The organism is Leifsonia sp. ZF2019 (assembly GCF_019924635.1).
GTDB lineage: Bacteria > Actinomycetota > Actinomycetes > Actinomycetales > Microbacteriaceae > Leifsonia.
Window position 1 is genome coordinate 3113483 of the sequence record NZ_CP065037.1, and the last position, 19728, is coordinate 3133210.

Annotated in this window: 18 protein-coding genes; 7 read left to right on the top strand and 11 right to left on the bottom strand. The window is 70.7% G+C overall.

Features of this window, described 5'->3' with window-relative positions; genetic code table 11:
- Positions 1–26: 26 nt before the first annotated feature.
- From IT072_RS15330 to IT072_RS15340, 3 genes are read left to right on the top strand one after another with little or no spacing between them, the layout of a single operon-like run.
- On the top strand, positions 27–923 hold the full coding sequence (locus IT072_RS15330; protein WP_223357718.1) for an ABC transporter substrate-binding protein: 897 nt from the start codon (positions 27–29) through the stop codon (positions 921–923).
- Positions 907–1959, top strand: a complete 1053-nt coding sequence (locus tag IT072_RS15335; protein ID WP_223357719.1) for an amino acid ABC transporter permease — start codon at positions 907–909, stop codon at positions 1957–1959. The genes IT072_RS15330 and IT072_RS15335 overlap by 17 nt, the downstream gene beginning before the upstream one ends.
- Positions 1956–2738: an amino acid ABC transporter ATP-binding protein gene (locus tag IT072_RS15340; RefSeq protein ID WP_308443826.1), complete on the top strand. Its 783-nt coding sequence runs from the start codon at positions 1956–1958 to the stop codon at positions 2736–2738. Before IT072_RS15335 ends, IT072_RS15340 begins: the two co-directional genes overlap by 4 nt.
- Positions 2739–2817: 79 nt before the next feature.
- Here IT072_RS15340 and rlmB read toward each other — a convergent pair whose 3' ends face one another.
- The 5 genes from rlmB to IT072_RS15365 form a co-directional block, all read right to left on the bottom strand.
- Positions 2818–3840 carry a 23S rRNA (guanosine(2251)-2'-O)-methyltransferase RlmB gene (rlmB, locus tag IT072_RS15345; RefSeq protein ID WP_223357720.1) on the bottom strand — a complete coding sequence of 341 codons (1023 nt, stop codon included), beginning with the start codon at positions 3838–3840 and terminating at the stop codon, positions 2818–2820.
- Entirely contained in the window at positions 3837–5270 is a 1434-nt protein-coding gene (gene cysS, locus IT072_RS15350) for a cysteine--tRNA ligase (protein ID WP_223357721.1), read from the bottom strand. The genes rlmB and cysS overlap by 4 nt, the downstream gene beginning before the upstream one ends.
- Positions 5271–5304: 34 nt before the next feature.
- Positions 5305–6486 carry a 2-C-methyl-D-erythritol 4-phosphate cytidylyltransferase gene (gene ispD, locus IT072_RS15355; protein WP_223357722.1) on the bottom strand — a complete coding sequence of 394 codons (1182 nt, stop codon included), beginning with the start codon at positions 6484–6486 and terminating at the stop codon, positions 5305–5307.
- Between the two features lie 59 nt (positions 6487–6545).
- The gene (locus IT072_RS15360) at positions 6546–10613 is read right to left on the bottom strand and encodes a glycoside hydrolase (protein ID WP_223357723.1); all 4068 of its coding nucleotides are present in this window, start codon (positions 10611–10613) and stop codon (positions 6546–6548) included.
- Between the two features lie 229 nt (positions 10614–10842).
- Entirely contained in the window at positions 10843–11325 is a 483-nt protein-coding gene (locus tag IT072_RS15365) for a CarD family transcriptional regulator (RefSeq protein ID WP_021763858.1), read from the bottom strand.
- A 179-nt stretch (positions 11326–11504) separates the two neighbouring features.
- Between IT072_RS15365 and IT072_RS15370 the strand changes: the two genes are divergently transcribed.
- Complete coding sequence (locus IT072_RS15370) at positions 11505–12059, top strand: hypothetical protein (protein ID WP_223357724.1); 555 nt, start codon at positions 11505–11507, stop codon at positions 12057–12059.
- 73 nt (positions 12060–12132) lie between these two features.
- Here the strand turns inward: IT072_RS15370 and IT072_RS15375 are convergent, their stop codons facing one another.
- Together IT072_RS15375 and IT072_RS15380 are read right to left on the bottom strand one after the other, a co-directional pair.
- Entirely contained in the window at positions 12133–12816 is a 684-nt protein-coding gene (locus IT072_RS15375; RefSeq protein WP_223357725.1) for a response regulator transcription factor, read from the bottom strand.
- A complete protein-coding gene (locus IT072_RS15380) occupies positions 12813–13964 on the bottom strand; it encodes a sensor histidine kinase (RefSeq protein WP_223357726.1) in 1152 nt (383 codons plus the stop codon). Before IT072_RS15380 ends, IT072_RS15375 begins: the two co-directional genes overlap by 4 nt.
- A gap of 192 nt (positions 13965–14156) precedes the next feature.
- On the opposite strand from IT072_RS15380, the gene phoU reads away from it, so the two are divergent.
- Entirely contained in the window at positions 14157–14813 is a 657-nt protein-coding gene (phoU, locus tag IT072_RS15385) for a phosphate signaling complex protein PhoU (RefSeq protein WP_223357727.1), read from the top strand.
- A gap of 88 nt (positions 14814–14901) precedes the next feature.
- Here phoU and IT072_RS15390 read toward each other — a convergent pair whose 3' ends face one another.
- On the bottom strand, positions 14902–15651 hold the full coding sequence (locus tag IT072_RS15390) for a phosphoglyceromutase (protein WP_223357728.1): 750 nt from the start codon (positions 15649–15651) through the stop codon (positions 14902–14904).
- 106 nt (positions 15652–15757) lie between these two features.
- Here IT072_RS15390 and IT072_RS15395 point away from each other — a divergent pair, with 106 nt between their 5' ends.
- Positions 15758–16576, top strand: a complete 819-nt coding sequence (locus tag IT072_RS15395) for a class I SAM-dependent methyltransferase (protein WP_223357729.1) — start codon at positions 15758–15760, stop codon at positions 16574–16576.
- 74 nt (positions 16577–16650) lie between these two features.
- Here IT072_RS15395 and ygfZ read toward each other — a convergent pair whose 3' ends face one another.
- The 3 genes from ygfZ to IT072_RS15410 form a co-directional block, all read right to left on the bottom strand.
- On the bottom strand, positions 16651–17784 hold the full coding sequence (gene ygfZ / locus IT072_RS15400; RefSeq protein ID WP_223357730.1) for a CAF17-like 4Fe-4S cluster assembly/insertion protein YgfZ: 1134 nt from the start codon (positions 17782–17784) through the stop codon (positions 16651–16653).
- Complete coding sequence (locus IT072_RS15405; RefSeq protein ID WP_223357731.1) at positions 17784–18380, bottom strand: FABP family protein; 597 nt, start codon at positions 18378–18380, stop codon at positions 17784–17786. The genes ygfZ and IT072_RS15405 overlap by 1 nt, the downstream gene beginning before the upstream one ends.
- Before the next feature lie 144 nt (positions 18381–18524).
- A complete protein-coding gene (locus tag IT072_RS15410; RefSeq protein ID WP_223357732.1) occupies positions 18525–18893 on the bottom strand; it encodes a hypothetical protein in 369 nt (122 codons plus the stop codon).
- A gap of 90 nt (positions 18894–18983) precedes the next feature.
- On the opposite strand from IT072_RS15410, the gene IT072_RS15415 reads away from it, so the two are divergent.
- Positions 18984–19676 (top strand): response regulator transcription factor, encoded by a 693-nt coding sequence (locus IT072_RS15415; RefSeq protein WP_223357733.1) that lies wholly within the window; start codon positions 18984–18986, stop codon positions 19674–19676.
- The last annotated feature ends 52 nt before the right edge of the window (positions 19677–19728 follow it).

Below are 19728 nucleotides of genomic sequence, written 5' to 3' on the forward strand. Positions count from 1 at the left end.
CAGCACACCCCCAAGGAGACAGCACCATGAGAAATCGCACCCTCACCGTCCTCGCCATGGCCGCCGTCGCCGCCGTGCTCACCGGCTGCTCCAGCGGCGCCGCGGGCAGCGCGGACCGGCAGACCGCACTGAAGGACCTCACGATCGAGAAGCTCGACGCGGCCGCCGCGCTGCTCCCGGCCGACATCCAGAAGGCCGGGAAGCTCGTCGTCGGCGTCGACCCGACCTACGCCCCCAATGAGTTCAAAGACAAGGACGGCGCACCCATCGGCTGGGAGATCGACCTCATCGACGCCGTCGCGGCGAAGCTCGGAGTGAAGACCGACTACCGCGTCGCGAAGTTCGACAACATCGTCCCGAGCATCCTCGGTGAGAAGTACGACATGGGCCTCGGCGGCTACTACGACACCAAGAAGCGCGAGGAGACGCTCGACATGGTGGACTTCTTCACCGCGGGAAACCAGTTCGCCTCCCCCGCGGACAAGCCCATCACGGACGAGCTCGACGTGTGCGGCCTGAAGGTCGCCGTGCAGAACGGCGGATCGGCTCCGCTGGTCTACCTGCCCGAGATCGACAAGAAGTGCGAAGCCGCCGGCAAGGAGAAGGTCACACAGCTCGGGTACGACACGCAGGACGACGCCACCGCCGCGGTGACGTTGGGCCGCGCGGACGCCATGGTCGCCGACTCCCCCGTGATCGGCTACGCGGCCAAGCTCAGCAAGGGCAAGCTCGTCACCTCGCCGATCTACGACTCCCTCCTCTCCGGCACGCCGGTCAAGAAGGACCGCGGGCAGTTCGCGGACGCCATCCTCGCCGCGCTGCAGGACCTCCAGAAGGACGGCAGCTACACGAAGATCCTCACCTTCTGGGGCGTCGAGAACGGCGCGCTCGACACGATGCAGATCAATGGCGCGACCGAATAGCGCCCCGGAGGTCGGCACCGCCCCGCGCGGTGCCGGCCGTCGGCGCTCCACCGAACCGGGCCTCCACCCGGTGACCGGCGCCCCGGCCATCCGCTCGACACCCGTCCGGCACCCGTGGCGTGCCGTGGCCGCGGTCGTCATCCTCCTCGCGATCGTGCTGTTCGTGATCGACGCCGGCCGTCGCGAGGCCTACGACTGGCCGGCCTTCGCCGAGTACCTGTTCGACCCGCGCATCGTGCAGGCCGCGGGCGTGACCCTGCTGCTCACGGTGCTCTCCATGGTGATCGCGGTGCTGCTCGGTGTGCTGCTTGCCGTGATGCGGCAGAGTCCGAACTACATCGTGCGCTGGGCGTCCGGCATCTTCATCTGGATCTTCCGCGGCACGCCGGTGTACGTCCAGCTGGTCTTCTGGGGCCTCCTCTCGACCATCTACAAGACCATCGAGATCGGCATCCCGTTCCAGCAGCCGTGGCTCGTGTTCGAGAGCATCGACCTGTTCGACGTGTTCTGGATCGCCGTCTTCGGACTCGCCCTCAACGAGGCGGCCTACATGGCCGAGATCGTGCGCGCCGGCCTGCTGTCGGTCGACACCGGGCAGAAGGAGGCGTCGACCGCGCTCGGCCTCACGCGGGCGCAGACGATGCGGAAGATCGTCCTCCCCCAGGCGATGCGCGTCATCATCCCGCCGACCGGCAACGAGGTCATCTCGATGCTGAAGACCACGTCGCTCGTCACGGCCGTTCCCTTCAGCCTCGACCTCTACACCCGCTCGCGCGACATCTCGGCCGAGACGCTCAACCCCATCCCCCTGCTGCTGGTCGCTTCGGTCTGGTACCTCGCGTTCACATCGATCATGATGGTCGGCCAGCTCTTCCTCGAACGGCGATTCGCGCGCGGCTTCGACCAGCGCGGCGGCGGCCACGTGCCGGAGCCGATGCCCGATACCGAGGCCGTCAGTGCGACGGCGCCGGGAGGCACGGCGGCGATCGACACCGCCCCGGCCGACCCGACCCACACGGAAGGAGCGGGCAGATGAGCGGCACCGCGACCGGCGCGCTCCCGATGGTGCGCGCAGAGGAGGTCCACAAGGCCTACGGCGACCACCATGTCCTCCGCGGCGTCTCTCTGGACGTGCATCAGGGCGAGGTCGTGTGCGTGATCGGCCCGTCCGGCTCCGGCAAGTCCACCTTCCTGCGCTGCATCAACCACCTCGAGGGCATCGACGGCGGGCGCATCCTCGTCGACGGCTCGCTCATCGGGTACCGGCAGGTGGGCGACCGCCTGCACGATCTCACGCCCACCCAGGCGGCGGCGCAGCGCCGGGACATCGGGATGGTGTTCCAGCGGTTCAACCTGTTCCCGCATCTCTCGGTGCTGGAGAACATCACGACCGCTCCGATCATGGTCGGCGGCCAGAAGCCCGCGCAGGCCGCCGCGCGCGCCCGCGAGCTCCTCGACCGCGTCGGGCTCGGTGCCAAAGCCAACGCCTACCCCGGCCAGCTGTCGGGCGGTCAGCAGCAGCGCGTGGCCATCGCTCGCGCCCTGGCGATGGACCCGAAGCTGATGCTCTTCGACGAGCCCACCTCGGCGCTCGACCCCGAGCTCGTCGGCGAGGTGCTCGACGTGATGAAGGGCCTGGCGCAGTCCGGCATGACGATGGTCGTCGTCACCCACGAGATCGGCTTCGCGCGCGAGGTCGGCGACACCCTCGTCTTCATGGACGGCGGCGTGGTCGTCGAGTCGGGCGACCCCCGCGCCATGATCGCCGACCCCCGACACCAGCGCACCCGCACGTTCCTCTCCCACGTGCTCTGACCGCCCGCGACACGAAACCGCCGCGGCCGCAGGTTCCCTGCGGCCGCGGCGGTTCTCGGCGTCGTCGTCGCGGACGCGGCTACGCGGTGGAGCCGGAGGACTCGGCGCGGAGCTTGGCGATCTCGTACAGGGTGACGCTGACGGCGATGCCGGCGTTCAGCGACTCGGTCGCCGCGCTGATCGGGATGGAGACGACCGCATCGCAGGTCTCGGTGACGAGACGCGAGAGTCCCTTGCCTTCGCTGCCGACCACGATCACGACGGGACGGTCGGCGAACGTGAGCCCGGGGAGCGACACATCGCCGCCGCCATCGAGTCCGAGGACGAACACGCCCGCCTGCTTGAACGCCTTGAGCGTCTGAGTCAGGTTGGCCGCCATCGCGACCGGGGTGCGCGCCGCGGCACCGGCCGAGGTCTTCCACGCCGAGGCCGTCATGCCGACCGAGCGGCGCTGCGGGATGATGACGCCCTGGCCGCCGAACGCGGCGGTCGAGCGGATGATCGCGCCCAGGTTGCGCGGGTCGGTGATGCCGTCGAGCGCGACGAAGAGCGGGGTCTCGTTCTTGCGGATCGTGAGATCGAGCAGCTCCCCCGGGTGTGCGTACTCGTACGGCGGAACCTTGAGCGCCACGCCCTGGTGCACGGCGTCACGGCCCGCGAGCCGGTCCAGCTCGGGGCGCATGATCTCGAGCACCGGGATGGCGCGGCCGGTGGCGATCGAGAGGATCTCCTTCATCCGGTCGTCCATCTCCACGCGCGCGGCGATGTAGAGCGTCGTGGCCGGGATGCGCGCGCGCAGTGCCTCGAGGACCGAGTTGCGGCCGGTCACGATCTCGCTCTCGTCTCCGCTCTTCGCCCGGCGGGAGGCTCCCGAAGCGCCACGCGGGGCGGCGTCGCGCCCGCCGCGGCCCGCCTGCTTCGCGGCCGCGCGCTCGCGCAGCACCTTGTTCTTGTGCGCGACGTGGTACTCGCGGTCCTCGGCCTTCGGCGTCGGCCCCTTGCCTTCGAGCGCGCGGCGCCCGTTGCCGCCGCTGCCGACCTGGGCGCCCTTGCGCCCCTTCCTCACGGCGCCGCCGCGCGGCTTGCCACCCGAACTCTTCATGCTTCGATGCTCCAATGCGACCCCGTCGGGGTGTCTTCGATGGTGATGCCCGCGCCGATCAGTTCGTCGCGGATGCGGTCGGCGGCCGTGAAGTCGCGGGCCTGCCGGGCGGCCTGTCGGTCGTCGAGCAGTCGGGAGACCAGCTGGCCGAGCGCCGCGTCGGCGGCGGACGATCCGGCACGGCTCCACTGCGGGGACAGCGGGTTGATGCCCAGCACCTCGGTCATCGCGAGGGCCTGGCCGCGCGCGATGGCGGCGGCCTCCAAGTCTTCCGCATCCAGCGCCGCGTTTCCTGAACGCACGGTGTCGTGCAGCACGGCGAGCGCCTGCGGCACGGCGAGGTCGTCGTCCATCGCCTCCGCGAAGGCGTCGGGGACGACCTCCGCGCCCGTGCCGGCGAAACGGGTGCCGGTGAGCCGTCGGTCGACGCGCTCGAAGAACCCGGCGATGCGATCGAGGGCCGCCTCCGCCTCGGCGAGGGAGCCGTCGTGGAAGTCGATGGTCGAGCGGTAGTGCGCCGAGCCGAGGTAGTAGCGGACGACGAGCGGACGCGCGGCGGCGAGCAGGTCGGCCGCGTAGACCGAGTTGCCGAGCGATTTGCTCATCTTCTGTCCGTTGACGTGCACGAGCCCGTTGTGCACCCAGTAGTTCGCGAAGGCATCCCCGGCCGCCGTCGACTGCGCGAGCTCGTTCTCGTGATGCGGGAAGCGGAGGTCGAGGCCGCCGCCGTGGATGTCGAACTGCGGCCCGAGATAGCGGCGCGACATCGCGGAGCACTCGATGTGCCAGCCGGGCCTTCCCTCTCCCCAGGGGGACGGGAACGACGCGGACTCGGGCTCGTCGGCCTTGCGGCCCTTCCAGAGGGCGAAGTCGCGCGGGTCGCGCTTGTCGCGCGGGTCGGCGTCGGCCGCCGCCTCCATGTTGTCGATGCTCTGCCGTGTCAGCTCGCCGTAGGCGGGCCAGCTCTTCACGTCGAAGTACACGTCGCCCGAGCCGTCTGCGGCCGGGTAGGCGTGCCCGTTGTCGATCAGGCGCTCGATGATCCGCTGCATCTGCGGGATGCTGGCCGTCGCCCGCGGCTCGTAGGTCGGCGGCTGCACGCCGAGCGCGGTGTACCCCGCGGTGAACTCCAGCTCGAACCGGTAGGCGAGCGCCCACCACTCCTCGCTGCTGCCCTCGGCGCGGGCGGCCTCCGCGTTCAGGAGGATCTTGTCGTCGATGTCGGTGACGTTGCGCACCAGCGTGACGTCGAGCCCGCGGTAGGTGAACCAGCGACGGAGCTGGTCGTAGACGAGGGCGGAGCGCAGGTGTCCGATGTGCGGCGACGACTGGACGGTCGGTCCGCACACGTACATCCCCACGGCGCCGGGGCGGAGGGGGACGAAGTCGCGCAGGGCGCCGGCCTTCGTGTCGTAGAGTCGCAGAGTCACGGCATACAGCCTACGGGCCGCGCGCTGCCGGCGCTCAGCGCGGCAGCAACAACGCCGTGGCGAGCGCGGCGACGCCCTCCCCTCGGCCGGTGAAGCCGAGGCCGTCCGTGGTGGTCGCCGAGAGCGAGACCGGGGCGCCGAGCACGGCGGCCAGGGCCTCCTGGGCCTCCGCCCGACGGGGTGAGAACGTCGGCCTGTTGCCGACGATCTGAGCGGTCACGTTGCCGATCCGGTAGCCCGCCTCTTCGACCAGGCGGCGCGCTTCGGCGAGGAAGACGACGCCGCGGGCGTCCGCGAGCCGGGGGTCGTCGGTGCCGAAGACGGTGCCGATGTCGCCGAGCGCGGCCGCCGAGAGCAGGGCGTCGACGATGGCGTGCGCGACCGCGTCCCCGTCGCTGTGCCCGGCGAGCCCGTCCTCCCCCGGCCAGTGCAGGCCTGCAAGCCAGAGCTCGGCGGCGGGATCGAACCCGTGCGTGTCGCTTCCGAAGCCGATCCGCGGCGTGGGGGGCTCGGCCCGGCCTCCGTTCAGGAGTTCCTCGGCCCGCCGCAGGTCCCACGGCGTCGTGATCTTGAAGGCGTGCGCGTCGCCGGGGACGACCGACACGGGATGCCCTCCTGCGGCGACCAGGCCGGCGTCATCGGTCTCGTCGCTCGTCGCCGCAGCGTAGGCGGCGAGCAGCTGGTCGCGCGGGAACCCCTGCGGGGTCTGGATGGCGGAGAGCGCCGACCGGTCGACCGTCTCGTGCACCTCCCCGTCGGGAGAAACGCGCTTGATCGTGTCGCTCACCGGCAGGCCCGGGATGATGCCGTGACCGGCGTGCCGGACAGCGGCGACCACGGCGTCGAACAGCGAGGGCGGGGTCAACGCGCGGGCGGCGTCGTGCACGAGCACGACCTCGACGTCGGGGGCCAGCGCCGCCAGCCCGGCGGCCACCGACCGCTGGCGCGTCTCCCCTCCGGCGACCACCGCCGACGGGGCGAGGGAGCCGAGCGCGCCGGCGACGATCGTCCGCGCCTCCTCCAGCCGCTCGGACGGGGCGACGACGATCGTCTGCGCCGGCTCGGCCATCCCGCGTACGGAGCCCAGCGAGCGCTCGAGCAGGGTACGGCCGCCGAGGGCGACGAACGCCTTCGGAAGTCCGGCGCCCAGACGGGTGCCGCTCCCGGCGGCGACGACGACGACGGCCACGCGCGGGGCCGGGATGCTGCTGTCCACCCCACGAGACTAGTCCGCCCCCGCCGCCCGGCGCGGAGGCCGGGCGGCAGGGGCGGCGGTCAGACCTCCCGACGCCGGCGTGCGCGCAGCAGCAGTGCGGCGGCGCCTCCCACGATCAGCAGGAGGGCGAGCGCGCCACCCGCGAGCGGGAGGCCGCTGCCGGTGTCGGCCAGGCCGGAGACCGGGCCGGCGCCCGCTCCCCCGGGCGCTCCGCCGACCGCCGCGACCGTGACGCCGATGCTCCAGAGCTCGCCGGCCGGGGTGCGTACGACGAGGCGGTGGGCCCCGGCGGTCGCGTCGACGGGGACGGTCCCCTGCAGTGTGATCGCCGACCCGTCGCCGATCGCCTGGGCGATCGTGACCGGCGTCGAGTGGAACTCGAGCGCGTAGTCCGTGCCGACGACGGTCGGGGCGACCGTGACGGTCACCGCGTCTCCCGGCGTCAGCACGGCACCCTCCGCGATCGGTCGTCCCGCGGCGTCGACCACGCCTGTGACGGCCGGAGCCGGTTCGGGGGCCTTCGCGCCGACCACGACCGTGTTGGAGACCGCCGCGGCAGAGGTGTAGCCCTCCGCCGTGGCGCTCACCGACACGCTGAGCGGCAGCCCTTCGTCGGCGGCCTGCGGCGTGTAGGAGGCGTCGGCTGCGTCCGTCACGACGGCGACGCCGTCGACGAGCCAGGTGTACCGCAGGGCCGCGTCCGCCGGGTCCACCGTGGCCGATGCCGCCACCGGCTCGGCGACGCGAGCACCGCCCAGGTCGGCGACCGTGAGGGCGATTTCGCGGGCGAGGGCGACCGTGTAGGTCTCCGTCGCCGTGCCGTCCTCGCTCGTCACGACCACGGTTCCGACGTGACCGTTTCCGGCCGAGGGCTGAGTGATGGCGACCCCGGCCTTCCCGTCCACCGCGACCGCCGCGAGCTCCGGCACGGCCGCGCCACGGGTCGGGACGGAGTACTCGGTGGTCCCGGTCGCGAAGCCGGCCACCGGCTCACCGCCGACGGTGAGCGCCGCGAGGCTCGCGACCGCTCCCGCACCGGCGGTGCGCGCGTAGATCTGCACTTCGGCGATCGTCAGGTGCGTGTTCGCGTACGCGGTCATGACCACGCGCACCTTCGAGGTGCTGACCCCGCCGATGGGCACATCGACGATCGGCGCGCTGCCGTCCGTCGGGACGGCGACGACAGTGGGCGAATCGGGCGCGTCGATCCACGTGCCGGACGCGTCCGCGTACTGCACGGTCAGCCGACTCGGCCAGCTGGTGGTCGAGCCGTCTTTGTAGGCGTAGATCGTCACGTGGTTCACCGTCTGCGTGCCGCCGAGGTCGTAGGTCAGCGTGCTGGAGGTCGGCTTGTTCGTCGACACCCAGTTCGACCACCCCTTGTCGGTCGTGACGCCGTTCCGGGTGTTGTCGGCGGAGTAGCCGCTCTCGGTCGAGGTCGCCGTGGCCTTCACCGCCGTGTCCGTCGCGACGTTCCGCTCCGACGGGGTGGTGACGATCAGGGACAGCGTCGCCGGGAGGGAGGCCGCGGCCGGATCGTTCGACACGGCGGTGCCGCGCACCGTGACCACGCCGGGGTTCGCCAGCGCGGCGTCGGTGACGGCGGTCCAGTCCCAGGTCACGGCGGCGTCGTGGGTCGCACCGCTCGTGCCCACGTGGGCGGGGACGGTGGCGGGGGCCGCGGCGCGCACCGAGGCGGCGGAGACGCCCGCGAAGGTCGTCAGCGAGACCGGATCGGTGCGGCTGTAGCCTCCGACGTCCACCGTCGCGACGGCGGAGTCGAAGGCGTGCCCGAACAGATCCGTGCCGGAGCCGCGGAGGGTGACCGTTCCCGGCACGCTCCAGTCGGCACCCGCGGTGTCCCAGGTCACCGCCACCGGCGAGCCCGCGCCGGACCGGTAGACCGGCACGACGGTGGCGGGCAGCGAGGGAGCGCTTCCGGCGAGGGTCGCGATCGCGACGGGCTGGATCGACACGAGCTGCGTGTCCTGGATGGTCCACAGCTGGTTGGCGCCGGTGTTCGAGCCGTACACGCCGACCGACGCGTTCTCGGCCGTCGACTGGCCGCCCACGTCGAGCACCGAGCCGGCGGCCACGCTCAGGAGGCTGTAGCGGGCGCCGTCGACCGTCGAGAGCATCCATTGCGCCGACGGGTCGGAGGCGGCGGCCCCGTCCGCGAGGGACCGCACCGCTGTGCCTGCGGAGGTCGCCGTCAGGTAGCGGCCGGAGCCGTCCTGCAGCGTGTAGCGCTCGATGTTCGCAGCGCCCGAGGTGAGCTTGCGGACCGTCCAGGCCTGCGTGGAGGCCGCAGCCGTGGTCGTCGCCGACGAGGTGATCGTCGCCGCGCCGGTCGCGCTCCCGGTCAGGTTCTTGCCGCTCTGCACGCCGCGCAGCTGGTACGTGTGGCCGTCCTGGAGCGGGACGGCGGTCTCGGCGACACCGTGCACGCCGGTCACGACGAGCGTCGTGACCGACTTCGCCGGTACGGTCACGCGCGCGGTCTTGGCCGCCGCATCCACGGGGAGGGCGGCCTTCTGCACCAGGGCGTTGGCCGTCGGGTCGCTCGCGGGCGACTCGGTGGTGACGATCGGGGTGACCGTCGCTCCGGCGTCGATCGCCCCGAACTTCGACAGGTCGATGGTGAGGTCCTCCGGCGCGGTGCCCGCGTTCGTGTGCACCAGCGTGACCGTGCCGCCGTCGGCGGCGAGGGCCGCGGTGGTCGCCGCGTTCGTCGACGGGATGATGTGGTCGCCCGGGCGGATGTAGTGCGTGAAGTTGCGCACCGTGTTGTACTTCGCGTTGGTCACGACCCTGCACGACGGGTCGGCGTCACCGTCCGCCAGGCGCCGCACGGAATTCCCGTCGGCGTTGCAGTCGAAGTCGATGTCGATGCTGCCCCAGTTGAGCTTCTCGACCTTCTGCATGTTGTAGTAGTCCTCGACCGGCTGCCAGAAGATCCACGCGCTCGGCTCGAGCTCGCGCAGGTCGTCCGTGATGCGCGTGGCCATGCCGATGCCGTTGTTGATGTTCGTCTGGTTGTTGACGCCCGTGCCGTCCCAGTCGCCCTCGACCTCGCTCATCCAGAGGTCCTTGCCGTTGGCCTTCGCGACGTCGCGCACCTGGGTGCGACCGCTCGTGCCGTAGGTGTGCACGTTGAGCTGGTCGACGGCGGCCTTCGCCTGCTGCGACCAGCCGTTCCAGTCGGTCATGAAGATCGACGGGTTGGTCTCGTCCATCGCGGAGATGTGCGCGCCGGTCGTGGTTCCGGGCTGCGCGAGCTCGCTCTGCAGCGCCTTGATCACCGTGTCCTGCAACGCGGGACCCATGTGCGCGCCCTCCTGACCGCCCTTCTTGGGCCAGCCGGTGCTGGAGTCGATGTTCGTTCCCCAGTAGTTCGTGTTGGGCTCGTTGAACGGGTCGATGCTGTCGAAGGTGATCCCGCTGGTCTGCTCGATGTGCTGGACGACGGTCTTCAGGTAGGTGACGTAGTCCGCGATGCTCGAGGTCTTCAGCTGGTCGCTGGAGGCGGTGAAGTTGCCTGAGACGTACCCGCTGTTGGTCATGAAGTAGGGCGGGGAGTTGCTGAACGCCTCCCACTTCGTGATCTTCTCCTTCAGCGCGTCGACCCACCAGCGCTGGGTGGCGTCCGCCGAGAAGTCGTAGGAGGCCGGGTCGTCCGCATCCCACGCCGCCGCGAGCCGGTCGCGGTCCGCGTAGGTGCTCGTGATCGCGCCTTGGGCGTCGGTCGCCGTGATGTCGGGATTCCACCAGCCGTCGACGGCGCCGCCGGCCCGCAGGTACGGCGGCACGTCGGTGGCGTTGCCGCCGCCGATGTTGTAGCGGGCGATGTTGAGGTTGAGGCCGTCGCTGCCGAAGACCTTGTCGAACAGGTCCTGGCGCACTGCCTCGGGGTATCCGCCGGTCGCGTTCGCGAACCAGGCGAGGCTCGTGCCCCATCCTTCGAACGCGGCGTTCTGGTAGGCGGGGTTCGGGGTGATGGTGACCGCGGAAGCGGTGGCTGCTGCGGCGGTTTCCTGGCTGCCGGGGATGCTCGTGATGCTTCCGGCCGCGGCGAGGGAGCCGACGGCGAAAGAGGCGAGCAGCAGCCGTCGAAGACGTGACGACACTGTCAGGTGACCTTTCGATTCTGGTGATGTTGACGTCAACATGTTTACGTCAACATTGCAGAGTCTGGCCTAACCCTCCCGCGGAAGTCAACGGCTGCCCGCCTCGTGTTACGGCCGGGCCGCCCTCGAACGCGAAGTGGATCCGAGCCCGCCGCCGCGCATACCGGGGAACGTATACGGCCCCGTGACCGGAGGGTCACGGGGCCGTAGCGGAATGCAGAGTGGGCTGCTAAGAGGCGAGCACCTCGTCGAGGAGGCTCGACGCCTTCTCGTCGTCGGTCTTCTCCGCCAGCGCCAGTTCGGAGATGAGGATCTGCCGCGCCTTGGCGAGCATGCGCTTCTCGCCCGCGGACAGCCCGCGATCCTGATCGCGACGCCACAGGTCGCGGACGACCTCGGAGACCTTGATGACGTCGCCGGACGCCAGCTTCTCCAGGTTGGCCTTGTACCGGCGCGACCAGTTGGTGGGCTCCTCCGTGAACGGGGCTCGGAGCACCTCGAAGACGCGGTCCAGACCCTCCTTGCCGATGACGTCGCGCACTCCCACGAGGTCGACGTTCTCGGCGGGGACCTCGATGGTCAGGTCGCCCTGCGTCACGTTGAGCTTGAGGTACAGCTTCTCTTCACCCTTGATGATTCTTTTCTTGACCTCGGTGATCGTTGCAGCACCGTGATGGGGGTAAACGACGGTTTCGCCAACCTCGAAAAGCATAGATATGTTGTCCCTTCAGCAAAGAATAGGATACCACACGAGGCACATGCTAAGGTTCGCCCTCGCACCTGCGGACGGCCCCGAGAGGCCCTCGCGCATAGGCTAAACTCGACTCGAATCTCCGCTTCCTGACAGGGCTGCACCGCGCCGTCGAGCGGAACGATCGGGAGGGTCATCCAGTGAAAGCTCGAGTCGCGGCGTCCGTCGTCCTCGCCCTGACGGTTGCGTTCGGCACCGCGGGATGCGGGCTCATCGCCCCGCAGGCCACCACGAAGCACTACGACGCGAGCGACGGCGTCAGCGGCAACGTCGGCACCGTCGACGTGCGCAACGCGATCATCGTCACGGACGCCTCCGGCGGCACCGTGGGCAGCCTCGTGGTGACGCTCGTCAACACCGGCTCGACCGCCCAGCGCGTGGCCGTCACGGCCGGCGACAAGAGCAGCGACCCCGCCTACGTCACGGTCGACGCCGGCCAGACCAAGAAGATCGGCACCGACCCGGAGTCCACGTCGGGCAACGTCTTCTTCACCCCGTTCTCCGCGCTGCCGGGCAGCCTCTACCCCGTCTACTTCCAGTACGGCGACCAGACCGGCGTGCAGCTGCAGGTCCCCGTGCTCGACGGCGGCCTGGCCGAGTACAAGGACCTCGTGCCGCCGACGGCGCTCCCGACCCCGACGCACACCGCGACGGCGACGAGCACCCCGGAGCCGACGGAGACCGCCGCTCCGTAATCCGCGCGCCGCATACGACGAAGCCGCCCCTCGAGAACGAGGAGCGGCTTCGTCGTATGCGGTCGAACGCGGGTCAGGCGTTGAAGCGGTAGCCGAGTCCCCGCACGGTCACCAGCATCTGCGGCTCGGACGGGCTCTCCTCGATCCGCGAGCGGATGCGCTTGATGTGCACATCGAGCGTCTTCGTGTCGCCGAAGTAGTCGCTCCCCCACACCCGGTCGATCAGCTGGCCGCGCGTGAGCACGCGGCCGGCGTTGCGCAGCAGCAGTTCGAGCAGCTCGAATTCCTTCAGCGGCATGGAGATCTCCGAGCCGTTCACGGCCACGGTGTGGCGGTCCACGTCCATCCGCACCGTGCCGGCTTCGAGGATGCCGTCGTCCTCGACCTCCTCGGCCTCGACCCGCCGGCGCAGCACGGCGCGGATCCGCGCCAGAAGCTCCCGGGAGGAGTACGGCTTGGTCACGTAGTCGTCCGCGCCGAGTTCGAGGCCGACCACGATGTCCACCTCGGAGTCCTTGGCGGTCAGCATGATGATCGGCACGGTCGAACGCGACCGGATCTCGCGGCACACCTCGGTGCCGGGGATGCCCGGCAGCATGAGGTCGAGCAGCACCAGATCGGCGCCCTCCTTGTCGAACTCGGCGAGCGCGGTCGGGCCGTCCTCGGCCACGGTCACCTCATAGCCCTCGCGGCCGAGCAGGTACGCGAGCGGCTCGCTGAGCGCGCCCTCATCCTCGACGAGCAGGATGGATGTCACAGGTTCTCTCCTATCGGGGGACGGACGGTGGAGGCTTCGGGCAGCCGGATCGTGAAGGTGGAGCCGCGCCCCGGCTGCGACCAGACGCGCACCTCGCCGCCGTGGTTCTGCACGGCGTGCTTGACGATGGACAGCCCGAGCCCCGTCCCGCCGGTGTTGCGCGAGCGCGCCTGATCGACGCGGAAGAAGCGTTCGAAGACGCGATCCAGGTCTTCCTCGGGGATTCCCTCGCCCTGGTCGGTGACCGCGATCTCGACGACGCCGTCGAGCGTGCGGACGCCGATCCCGATGCGGGAGTCGTCCGGCGAGTACTGGATGGCGTTCGAGATGAGGTTGTCGACGGCGGTGACCAGGAGGCTCTCGTTGCCGAGCACCTCCGCCGTCTTCTCACCGCGCATGGCGATCTCGATGCCGCGGGCCTCGGCGGCCACCCGGTTCTGGTCGATGGCGGCCTTCACGATCTTCGCGGCCGACAGCGTGCGCGCGTCTCCGAGCGCATCGGTGGCCTGGAGGCGGCTGAGCTCGATGATGTCGCGGGTGATCCGGGCGAGACGCTCGGCCTCGTCGCTCAGCCGCGCCGCGAACCGGCGCACCTGCACCGGGTCGTCCGACGCGTCGTCGAGCGCCTCGGCGAGCAGGCCCACCGCCCCGATCGGCGTCTTCAGCTCGTGACTGATGTTCGCCACGAAGTCCCGTCGGACCGAGTCCAGGCGGTACGACTCCGTGCGGTCCTCCGCCAGCAGCAGGATGTACCGCGAGCCCAGACGGGCCACGCGGACGCTCAGGTGGATGTTCGCGTCGCCGAACGGTCCACGTGCGAGTTCGCAGTCCTCGGTCACCGGCTCGCCCGACCGGCGGACCCGGTTCACGAGTTCGACCAGGTGCGGGTGGACGAGCGCGCCGCCCCAGACCAGACCGATCGCGTGCGCGCCCGGCGAGGCCTTGATCACGTTGTTCGACGGGTCGAGCACGACACCGGCGGACTCCATCGCGTCGAGCACCTGATCGACGCCGTCGGGGACCGCCGGGTTGACGACGGCCGCGGCGTGATCGCCGCGCCGCGCCGCGATGTGCAGGATCCACACGAATCCGGCGCCGACGGCGAGGCCCAGGCCCAGCGAGAGCAGCACCAACCAGGCGGAGTCCATGCCGCAAGCGTATGGGATCGTGGAACGCGCCGGAGGTCGCTCGCCCCGTTCCGCCGCGTGTTTTCGCGGGTATGTTGGACGATGTTCAGCCTCAGGGCACCGATTGTTAACCTGATGCGGCGAACATGCTGAACGGGGTCAGACGACCCCGACATCCCGCGTGCCCGCGCACGCCAGGAAGGATCCCACCCCATGCGCGAAGTGTTCCAGCAGGAGCTGGCCGAAGTCCAGGACCGACTGGTCGAGATCGCCGAACTCGTCGTCCGCTCCATCCAGCACGCGACGCGGGCGTTCAACGAGTCGGACGTGTCGCTGGCGGAGGACGTCATCGAGAACGACCACCGCATCGACGAGCTCACCGTCATCCTCGACGAGCTCTCCATCCAGATCCTCGCCCGCCAGCAGCCGGTAGCCCGCGACCTGCGCATCGTGGTGAGCGCGCTGCGCATCAGCGCCTCCCTGGAGCGGATGGGCGACATGGCCGAGCACATCGCCCAGCTCGCCCGCTACCGCTTCCCGGACAAGGTGGTGCCGAAGGGCCTCCGCTCGACCTTCGCCGAGATGGGCCGTCTCGACGTCGCCATCGCCGAGAAGCTCGCCGAACTGCTCCGCACCCAGGACATCCGCCTCGCGGACGAGATCCGCAACGACGACGACGATGTCGACGAGCTGCACGCCAGCGTGTTCGACAAGGTCCTCGGCGAGACCTGGAAGGGCCAGGCCGTCGACACCGTCGACGCCACCCTCGCCTCGCGCTACCACGAGCGGTTCGCCGACCACGCGGTGTCGATCGCCAAGAAGGTGCAGTACCTCGCGACCGGCGACTGGGCCCCGGAGCTCGCCTCCTGAGCCCCGCTCGCACGCAAAAGAAAACCGCCGAGCGGGCGAATACTCTGCCCGCTCGGCGGTTTTTCGCGTACTTCGTGCCGTCTCGCGGCTACTTCTTGCCCTGGGCGGCGACGGCGGCGGCACCGGCGGCGGCGGCCTCGGGGTCGAGGTAGTACGCGGGCTCCGTCGGGCGGAAGTCGGCGTCGAGCGTGTAGACGAGCGGGATGCCGGTCGGGATGTTGAGCTCCGCGATGTCGTCGTCCGAGATGCCGTCGAGGTGCTTCACCAGCGCGCGCAGCGAGTTGCCGTGCGCCGTGACGAGCACCGTCTTCCCCTCGGCCAGGCTGACCGTGATGTCGGACTCCCAGTAAGGCAGCATGCGGTCGATGACGTCCTTGAGGCACTCGGTGCGCGGCAGGTCGTCGCCGAGGCCGGCGTAACGCGGATCGTGCGCCTGAGAGAACTCGCTGTCGTCGTCCAGCGGCGGCGGCGGCACGTCGAACGAACGGCGCCAGAGCTGGAACTGCTCCGGACCGAATTTCTCGAGCGTCTCCGCCTTGTCGAGGCCCTGCAGGGCGCCGTAGTGTCGCTCGTTCAGACGCCACGTGCGCTTCACGTCGATCCACAGCCGGTCGGAGACGTCGAGCGCGTAGTTCGCGGTCTGGATCGCGCGCGTGAGGACGGACGTGTAGAGGATGTCGGGCTGGAGGCCGGACTCGGCGAGCAGCTCGCCGGCGCGCTTGGCCTCGGTGACGCCCTGCTCGCTGAGCCGGACGTCGACCCAGCCGGTGAACAGATTCTTCTGGTTCCACTCGCTGTTGCCGTGGCGGAGGAGGATCAAAGTGTAGGGGGCGGACATGGTCCTAATCTACCGTCCGGGAGCCCGGCGCCGCAGGCCCGGTCGCCCGGGCGGCCGACCATGCCCGGCTGCGGCAGACTGTGCCCGGCTGCGGCAGACTGGGGTGATGGCTTCCGGTGCGATCGGCACGGTGACCCGTGGCACGACCAACACCAACCGGCTCCGTCGCGTCGACCGTTGGGTCACCGCCCAGCCGGTGCTCCGCCGCACCCGCGACCCGCTCGTGGTCGACCTCGGCTACGGCGCCAGCGGGGTCACCGCGCTCGAGCTGCACCAGCGCCTCGCGAAGGCGCGGCCGGACGTCGAGGTCGTCGGCCTCGAGATCGAGCCAGGGAGAGTGCGGACCGCCGACGAGCAGCTGGCGGCCGTGCGCGCGGGGCGCACCGGCTTCGATCCGGCCGCGCGCATCCGGTTCGCGCTGGGCGGCTTCGAGGTGCCGCTGCCGGAAGGCCGGAAGGCGGCCGTGATCCGCGCGTTCAACGTCCTGCGGCAGTACGACGAGTCCGAGGTCGCGGGCGCGTGGGAGCGCATGCTCGCCCGCCTCCAGCCCGGCGGCCTCCTCGTCGAGGGGACCTGCGACGAGATCGGCCGCATCGCGAGCTGGGTCGCGCTCGACCCGACCGGACCGCTGTCGCTCACGGTGTCACTGCGGCTGCATGGGCTCGATGCCCCCTCGATCGTCGCCGAGCGCCTGCCGAAGGCGCTCATCCACCGCAACGTGCCGGGCGAGCGCGTGCACACGTTCCTCACGGAGCTCGACCGGCTGTGGCGCATCCACTCGCCTCTCGCGGCCTACGGCCCCTCGCAGCGCTGGATCGCCGTGGCGCAGGGGATGCGCGACGCCGGCTGGCCCGTGCTCGGCGGTCGCACCCGCTGGCGCCTCGGCGAGCTCACTGTCGCCTGGCCCGCTGTCTCCCCCGCCTGAGCCGTGCCCACATTCGTGACGAATGCGGCGAAAGCGCGCGCTCGTCGCGACATTCGTGACGAATGTCGGACGCGTCAGGTGCGCGGGCGGCGGGTGACGGCGCCGAGGCGCGGGAGGTGCGGGACCTGCGCTTCCGCGCCGGCCCCGGGCGGGACGACGACCTCCTGCGAGGCGGCGAGCGAGGTGCCGTCCGCGTCGACCGTGAGCGTTCCAGCGGAGTCCGTGCCGCGCTTGACCACGGCGAGCGCGATCGGCCCGAGTTCGTAGTGGAGGGCGGCGGAGGTGACGGTGCCGACCTCCTTGTCGCCGAACGACACGGCCGCGCCGCGTGCGGCGTGGACGCCCTCGGACCCGTCGAGGTGCAGCATCACGAGACGGCGCGGAGGATGCCCCAGGTTGTGGACCTTGGCCACCGTCTCCTGCCCGCGGTAGCAGCCCTTGTCGAGATGGACGGCGCTGCGCAGCCAGTCGAGCTCGTGCGGGATGGTGCGCTCGTCGACCTCGGTCGCGAATCGCGGCCGCCACGCGGCGATGCGGAGCGCGTCGGCGGCGGAGGCGCCCGCCACGGTGAGCTCCCCGTTCTCGACGCGCGACACGATGGAGCCGAGGGCGTCCCTCGGGACGAGCCGCTCGCTCCACGTCCACCCTGCGCCCGGGTGCTCGCCCTGCGCGTACTGGTGACCTCCGACGGCGACAGCGCGCCACGGGTCGTGCCAGATCAGCGGGACGCCGTTCGGTGCGGCGACCGGGAGGGGCGGGTCGCCGAGGGTCCCGATGGTCGCGAAATCGTCGCTGCGGTCCGCGAGCTCCACGCGCAGCATGAAGCGCATGCGGTCGAGCCAGGACAGCAGACCGTCCGCCTCGGGGCGGTCGACCAGCAGCCACAGCGTCTCGCCGTCCTCGACGAGGCGTACGGCGTGCTCCACACGTCCTGTGACGTCGAGCAGCAGGGTCTCGGACGACTCGCCGGGCTGCAGCCGGGTGAGCGCCTGGCTGGTCAGGGAGTTCAGCCAGCTCAGCCGGTCGGGACCGGTGATCGTGAGCACGGCGCGGTCGGAGAGGTCGACGATGGCGCGGCCCTCGGCCAGCGCGCGCTGCTCCCTCAGCGGGTTGCCATAGTGCGCGGCGACGCCGGGCTCGGCGGGAGCACCCGCGACGGACCCCGCATCGACGGCGCCGGGGAGCCGCAGGAACGGCGAGACCGTCATCACTCCACCTTGGCGAGGCGGGCGGAGGCATGCGTGCGCAGCTCCTGCCCGAGGGCGGCGATGTCCCACGCCCAGAGGAGGTGGTTTTCGACCAGGCCGTAGAGGCGGGTCGCCGCGGTGTACTCCTTGGCGCCGGCGGTGCGCAGGACGGCGTCGGTCGCCAAATCGATGCGCGGGCCGTTCACCTGCCCGAGGTACAGCTCGCTCACACCGTCCGGGTGGATGACGGAGACGTCGATGTCGAAGGCCCCGTTGGAGTTGCGGAGGGTCTCGACGGACTGCGCGGTGTTGAACGGCCGTGGACCGCTGCCCGGCAGCATCGCCGGCCCCTGGTCGCCCTCGATCAGCTTGCGGCTGAGACGCCAGTATCCGGTCTCGGCCGCAAGCGGGGTCTTCTCCTCGTCGAGGATCCATGTGGTCGAGGAGTAGTTGAGATAGGCCTGGTCGTCGTGACTGAAGCTGACGCGCTGGCCGAACTCGAGCTCGGTGTGCTCGTCCTCGATGGCGTAGTCGAGCACTCCGGTGCCCTCCCAGACGCCGATGAGCCACGAGAGCGGGACGAGCTCGGAGGGGAGGTCGGTCGGGATCTCGATCATGGCGTGACCGCTCCCCCGTCTAGCGCTGGCCGCGGAAGAGGTTGTAGACGACGACCCCGGACACGCCGAGGATCGCGAGGGTGGCCAGGCCCAGCAGGCCGACGAAGAAGAGTTCGAGAGCGACGAGCATGAGAAGAGTCTATGTCAGCTCGCGGCGGGAAGGAGGGCCAGGATCGCCCCCGTGACGCCCAGGATGAGGAAGCTGCCCGTCAAGGTGGCCGCGAGACGGTTCACGAAGCCGTCTTTCCGCTGCGTCGCGAGCTGGGCTGCGAAGGCCAGGAGCACGCTCACGCCCAGCGCTAGCGACAGCCAGGAGCCGTACCCGGAGCGCGGGGAGAGGAAGCCGATGAGGAGCGCGAGCACGACCGAGACGGCCCACACCGCGCCGATGCTGCCGTAGAGCGCCGGCTTCGGCAGGGGCGGCACGGGATCGGCGGCGGCCGCCGGACCCTGCGGATGCGGCCCGGGACCGGGCAGATCGGGGCCGGGTGCGCCGTGCGCGATGTCGCTCATGCTCCCATTGTGCCCCGGCGGCGGCGCCCGCGGACGGCCAACGCACGCATTTCGGGTAGCATTGCGGCACCGAGAGGGTGGAGGACCTGGGTGGCGCAGCTGTTGATCCTCACCTCTGCGCCCGACGCGGAGGTGCTCCCGTCGCTCGCCCTCCTCAGCCACCGCACCCGCCAGATCCCGGCCGAGCCGGCGGCGCTGGTGAACGCGCCGAGCTGCGATCTGATCTTCGTGGACGCCCGCCGCGACCTGGCCAGTGCTAAGTCGCTGTGCAAGATCCTGACGACGACCGGTGTGACCGTGCCGCTTCTGCTCGTCCTCACCGAAGGCGGCCTCACCGCCGTGAGCGCCGACTGGGGGGCGAGCGACGTCGTGCTCGACACCGCGGGGCCCGCCGAGATCGACGCGCGCATCCGGCTCGCGATCGGCCGGCAGACGCAGGAGCACTCCCAGAGCAAGATCCAGGCGTCCGGCATCACCATCGACGAGGCCAGCTACTCGGCCAAGGCGCACGGACGCCAGCTCGACCTCACGTTCAAGGAGTTCGAGCTCCTGCGCTTCTTCGCCACGCATCCCTCGCGCGTGTTCACCCGCGAGCAGCTTCTGAGCGAGGTGTGGGGCTACGACTACTTCGGCGGCACGCGCACGGTCGACGTCCACGTGCGGCGCCTGCGGGCGAAGCTCGGCGATCTGGAGTCGCTCATCGGCACGGTGCGCAATGTCGGTTACCGCTTCAACGTGTACGACGACGACAACGACCGCATCCCGTCCGGCACGCACAGCTGAGCTGTGGACGGCTCGTTCGTCCACCGTTAACGGCAGTCCGTCCCGCTCTCCG

Excerpts from the sequence above, each read along its gene's own strand:
- IT072_RS15330 (WP_223357718.1), top strand. The coding sequence starts at position 27 with ATGAGAAATCGCACCCTCACCGTCCTCGCCATGGCCGCCGTCGCCGCC.
- IT072_RS15335 (WP_223357719.1), top strand. The coding sequence starts at position 907 with ATGGCGCGACCGAATAGCGCCCCGGAGGTCGGCACCGCCCCGCGCGGT.
- IT072_RS15340 (WP_308443826.1), top strand. The coding sequence starts at position 1,956 with ATGAGCGGCACCGCGACCGGCGCGCTCCCGATGGTGCGCGCAGAGGAG.
- rlmB (WP_223357720.1), bottom strand. The coding sequence starts at position 3,840 with ATGAAGAGTTCGGGTGGCAAGCCGCGCGGCGGCGCCGTGAGGAAGGGG.
- IT072_RS15365 (WP_021763858.1), bottom strand. The coding sequence starts at position 11,325 with ATGCTTTTCGAGGTTGGCGAAACCGTCGTTTACCCCCATCACGGTGCT.
- IT072_RS15380 (WP_223357726.1), bottom strand. The coding sequence starts at position 13,964 with ATGGACTCCGCCTGGTTGGTGCTGCTCTCGCTGGGCCTGGGCCTCGCC.
- phoU (WP_223357727.1), top strand. The coding sequence starts at position 14,157 with ATGCGCGAAGTGTTCCAGCAGGAGCTGGCCGAAGTCCAGGACCGACTG.
- IT072_RS15390 (WP_223357728.1), bottom strand. The coding sequence starts at position 15,651 with ATGTCCGCCCCCTACACTTTGATCCTCCTCCGCCACGGCAACAGCGAG.
- IT072_RS15395 (WP_223357729.1), top strand. The coding sequence starts at position 15,758 with ATGGCTTCCGGTGCGATCGGCACGGTGACCCGTGGCACGACCAACACC.
- ygfZ (WP_223357730.1), bottom strand. The coding sequence starts at position 17,784 with ATGACGGTCTCGCCGTTCCTGCGGCTCCCCGGCGCCGTCGATGCGGGG.
- IT072_RS15405 (WP_223357731.1), bottom strand. The coding sequence starts at position 18,380 with ATGATCGAGATCCCGACCGACCTCCCCTCCGAGCTCGTCCCGCTCTCG.
- IT072_RS15410 (WP_223357732.1), bottom strand. The coding sequence starts at position 18,893 with ATGAGCGACATCGCGCACGGCGCACCCGGCCCCGATCTGCCCGGTCCC.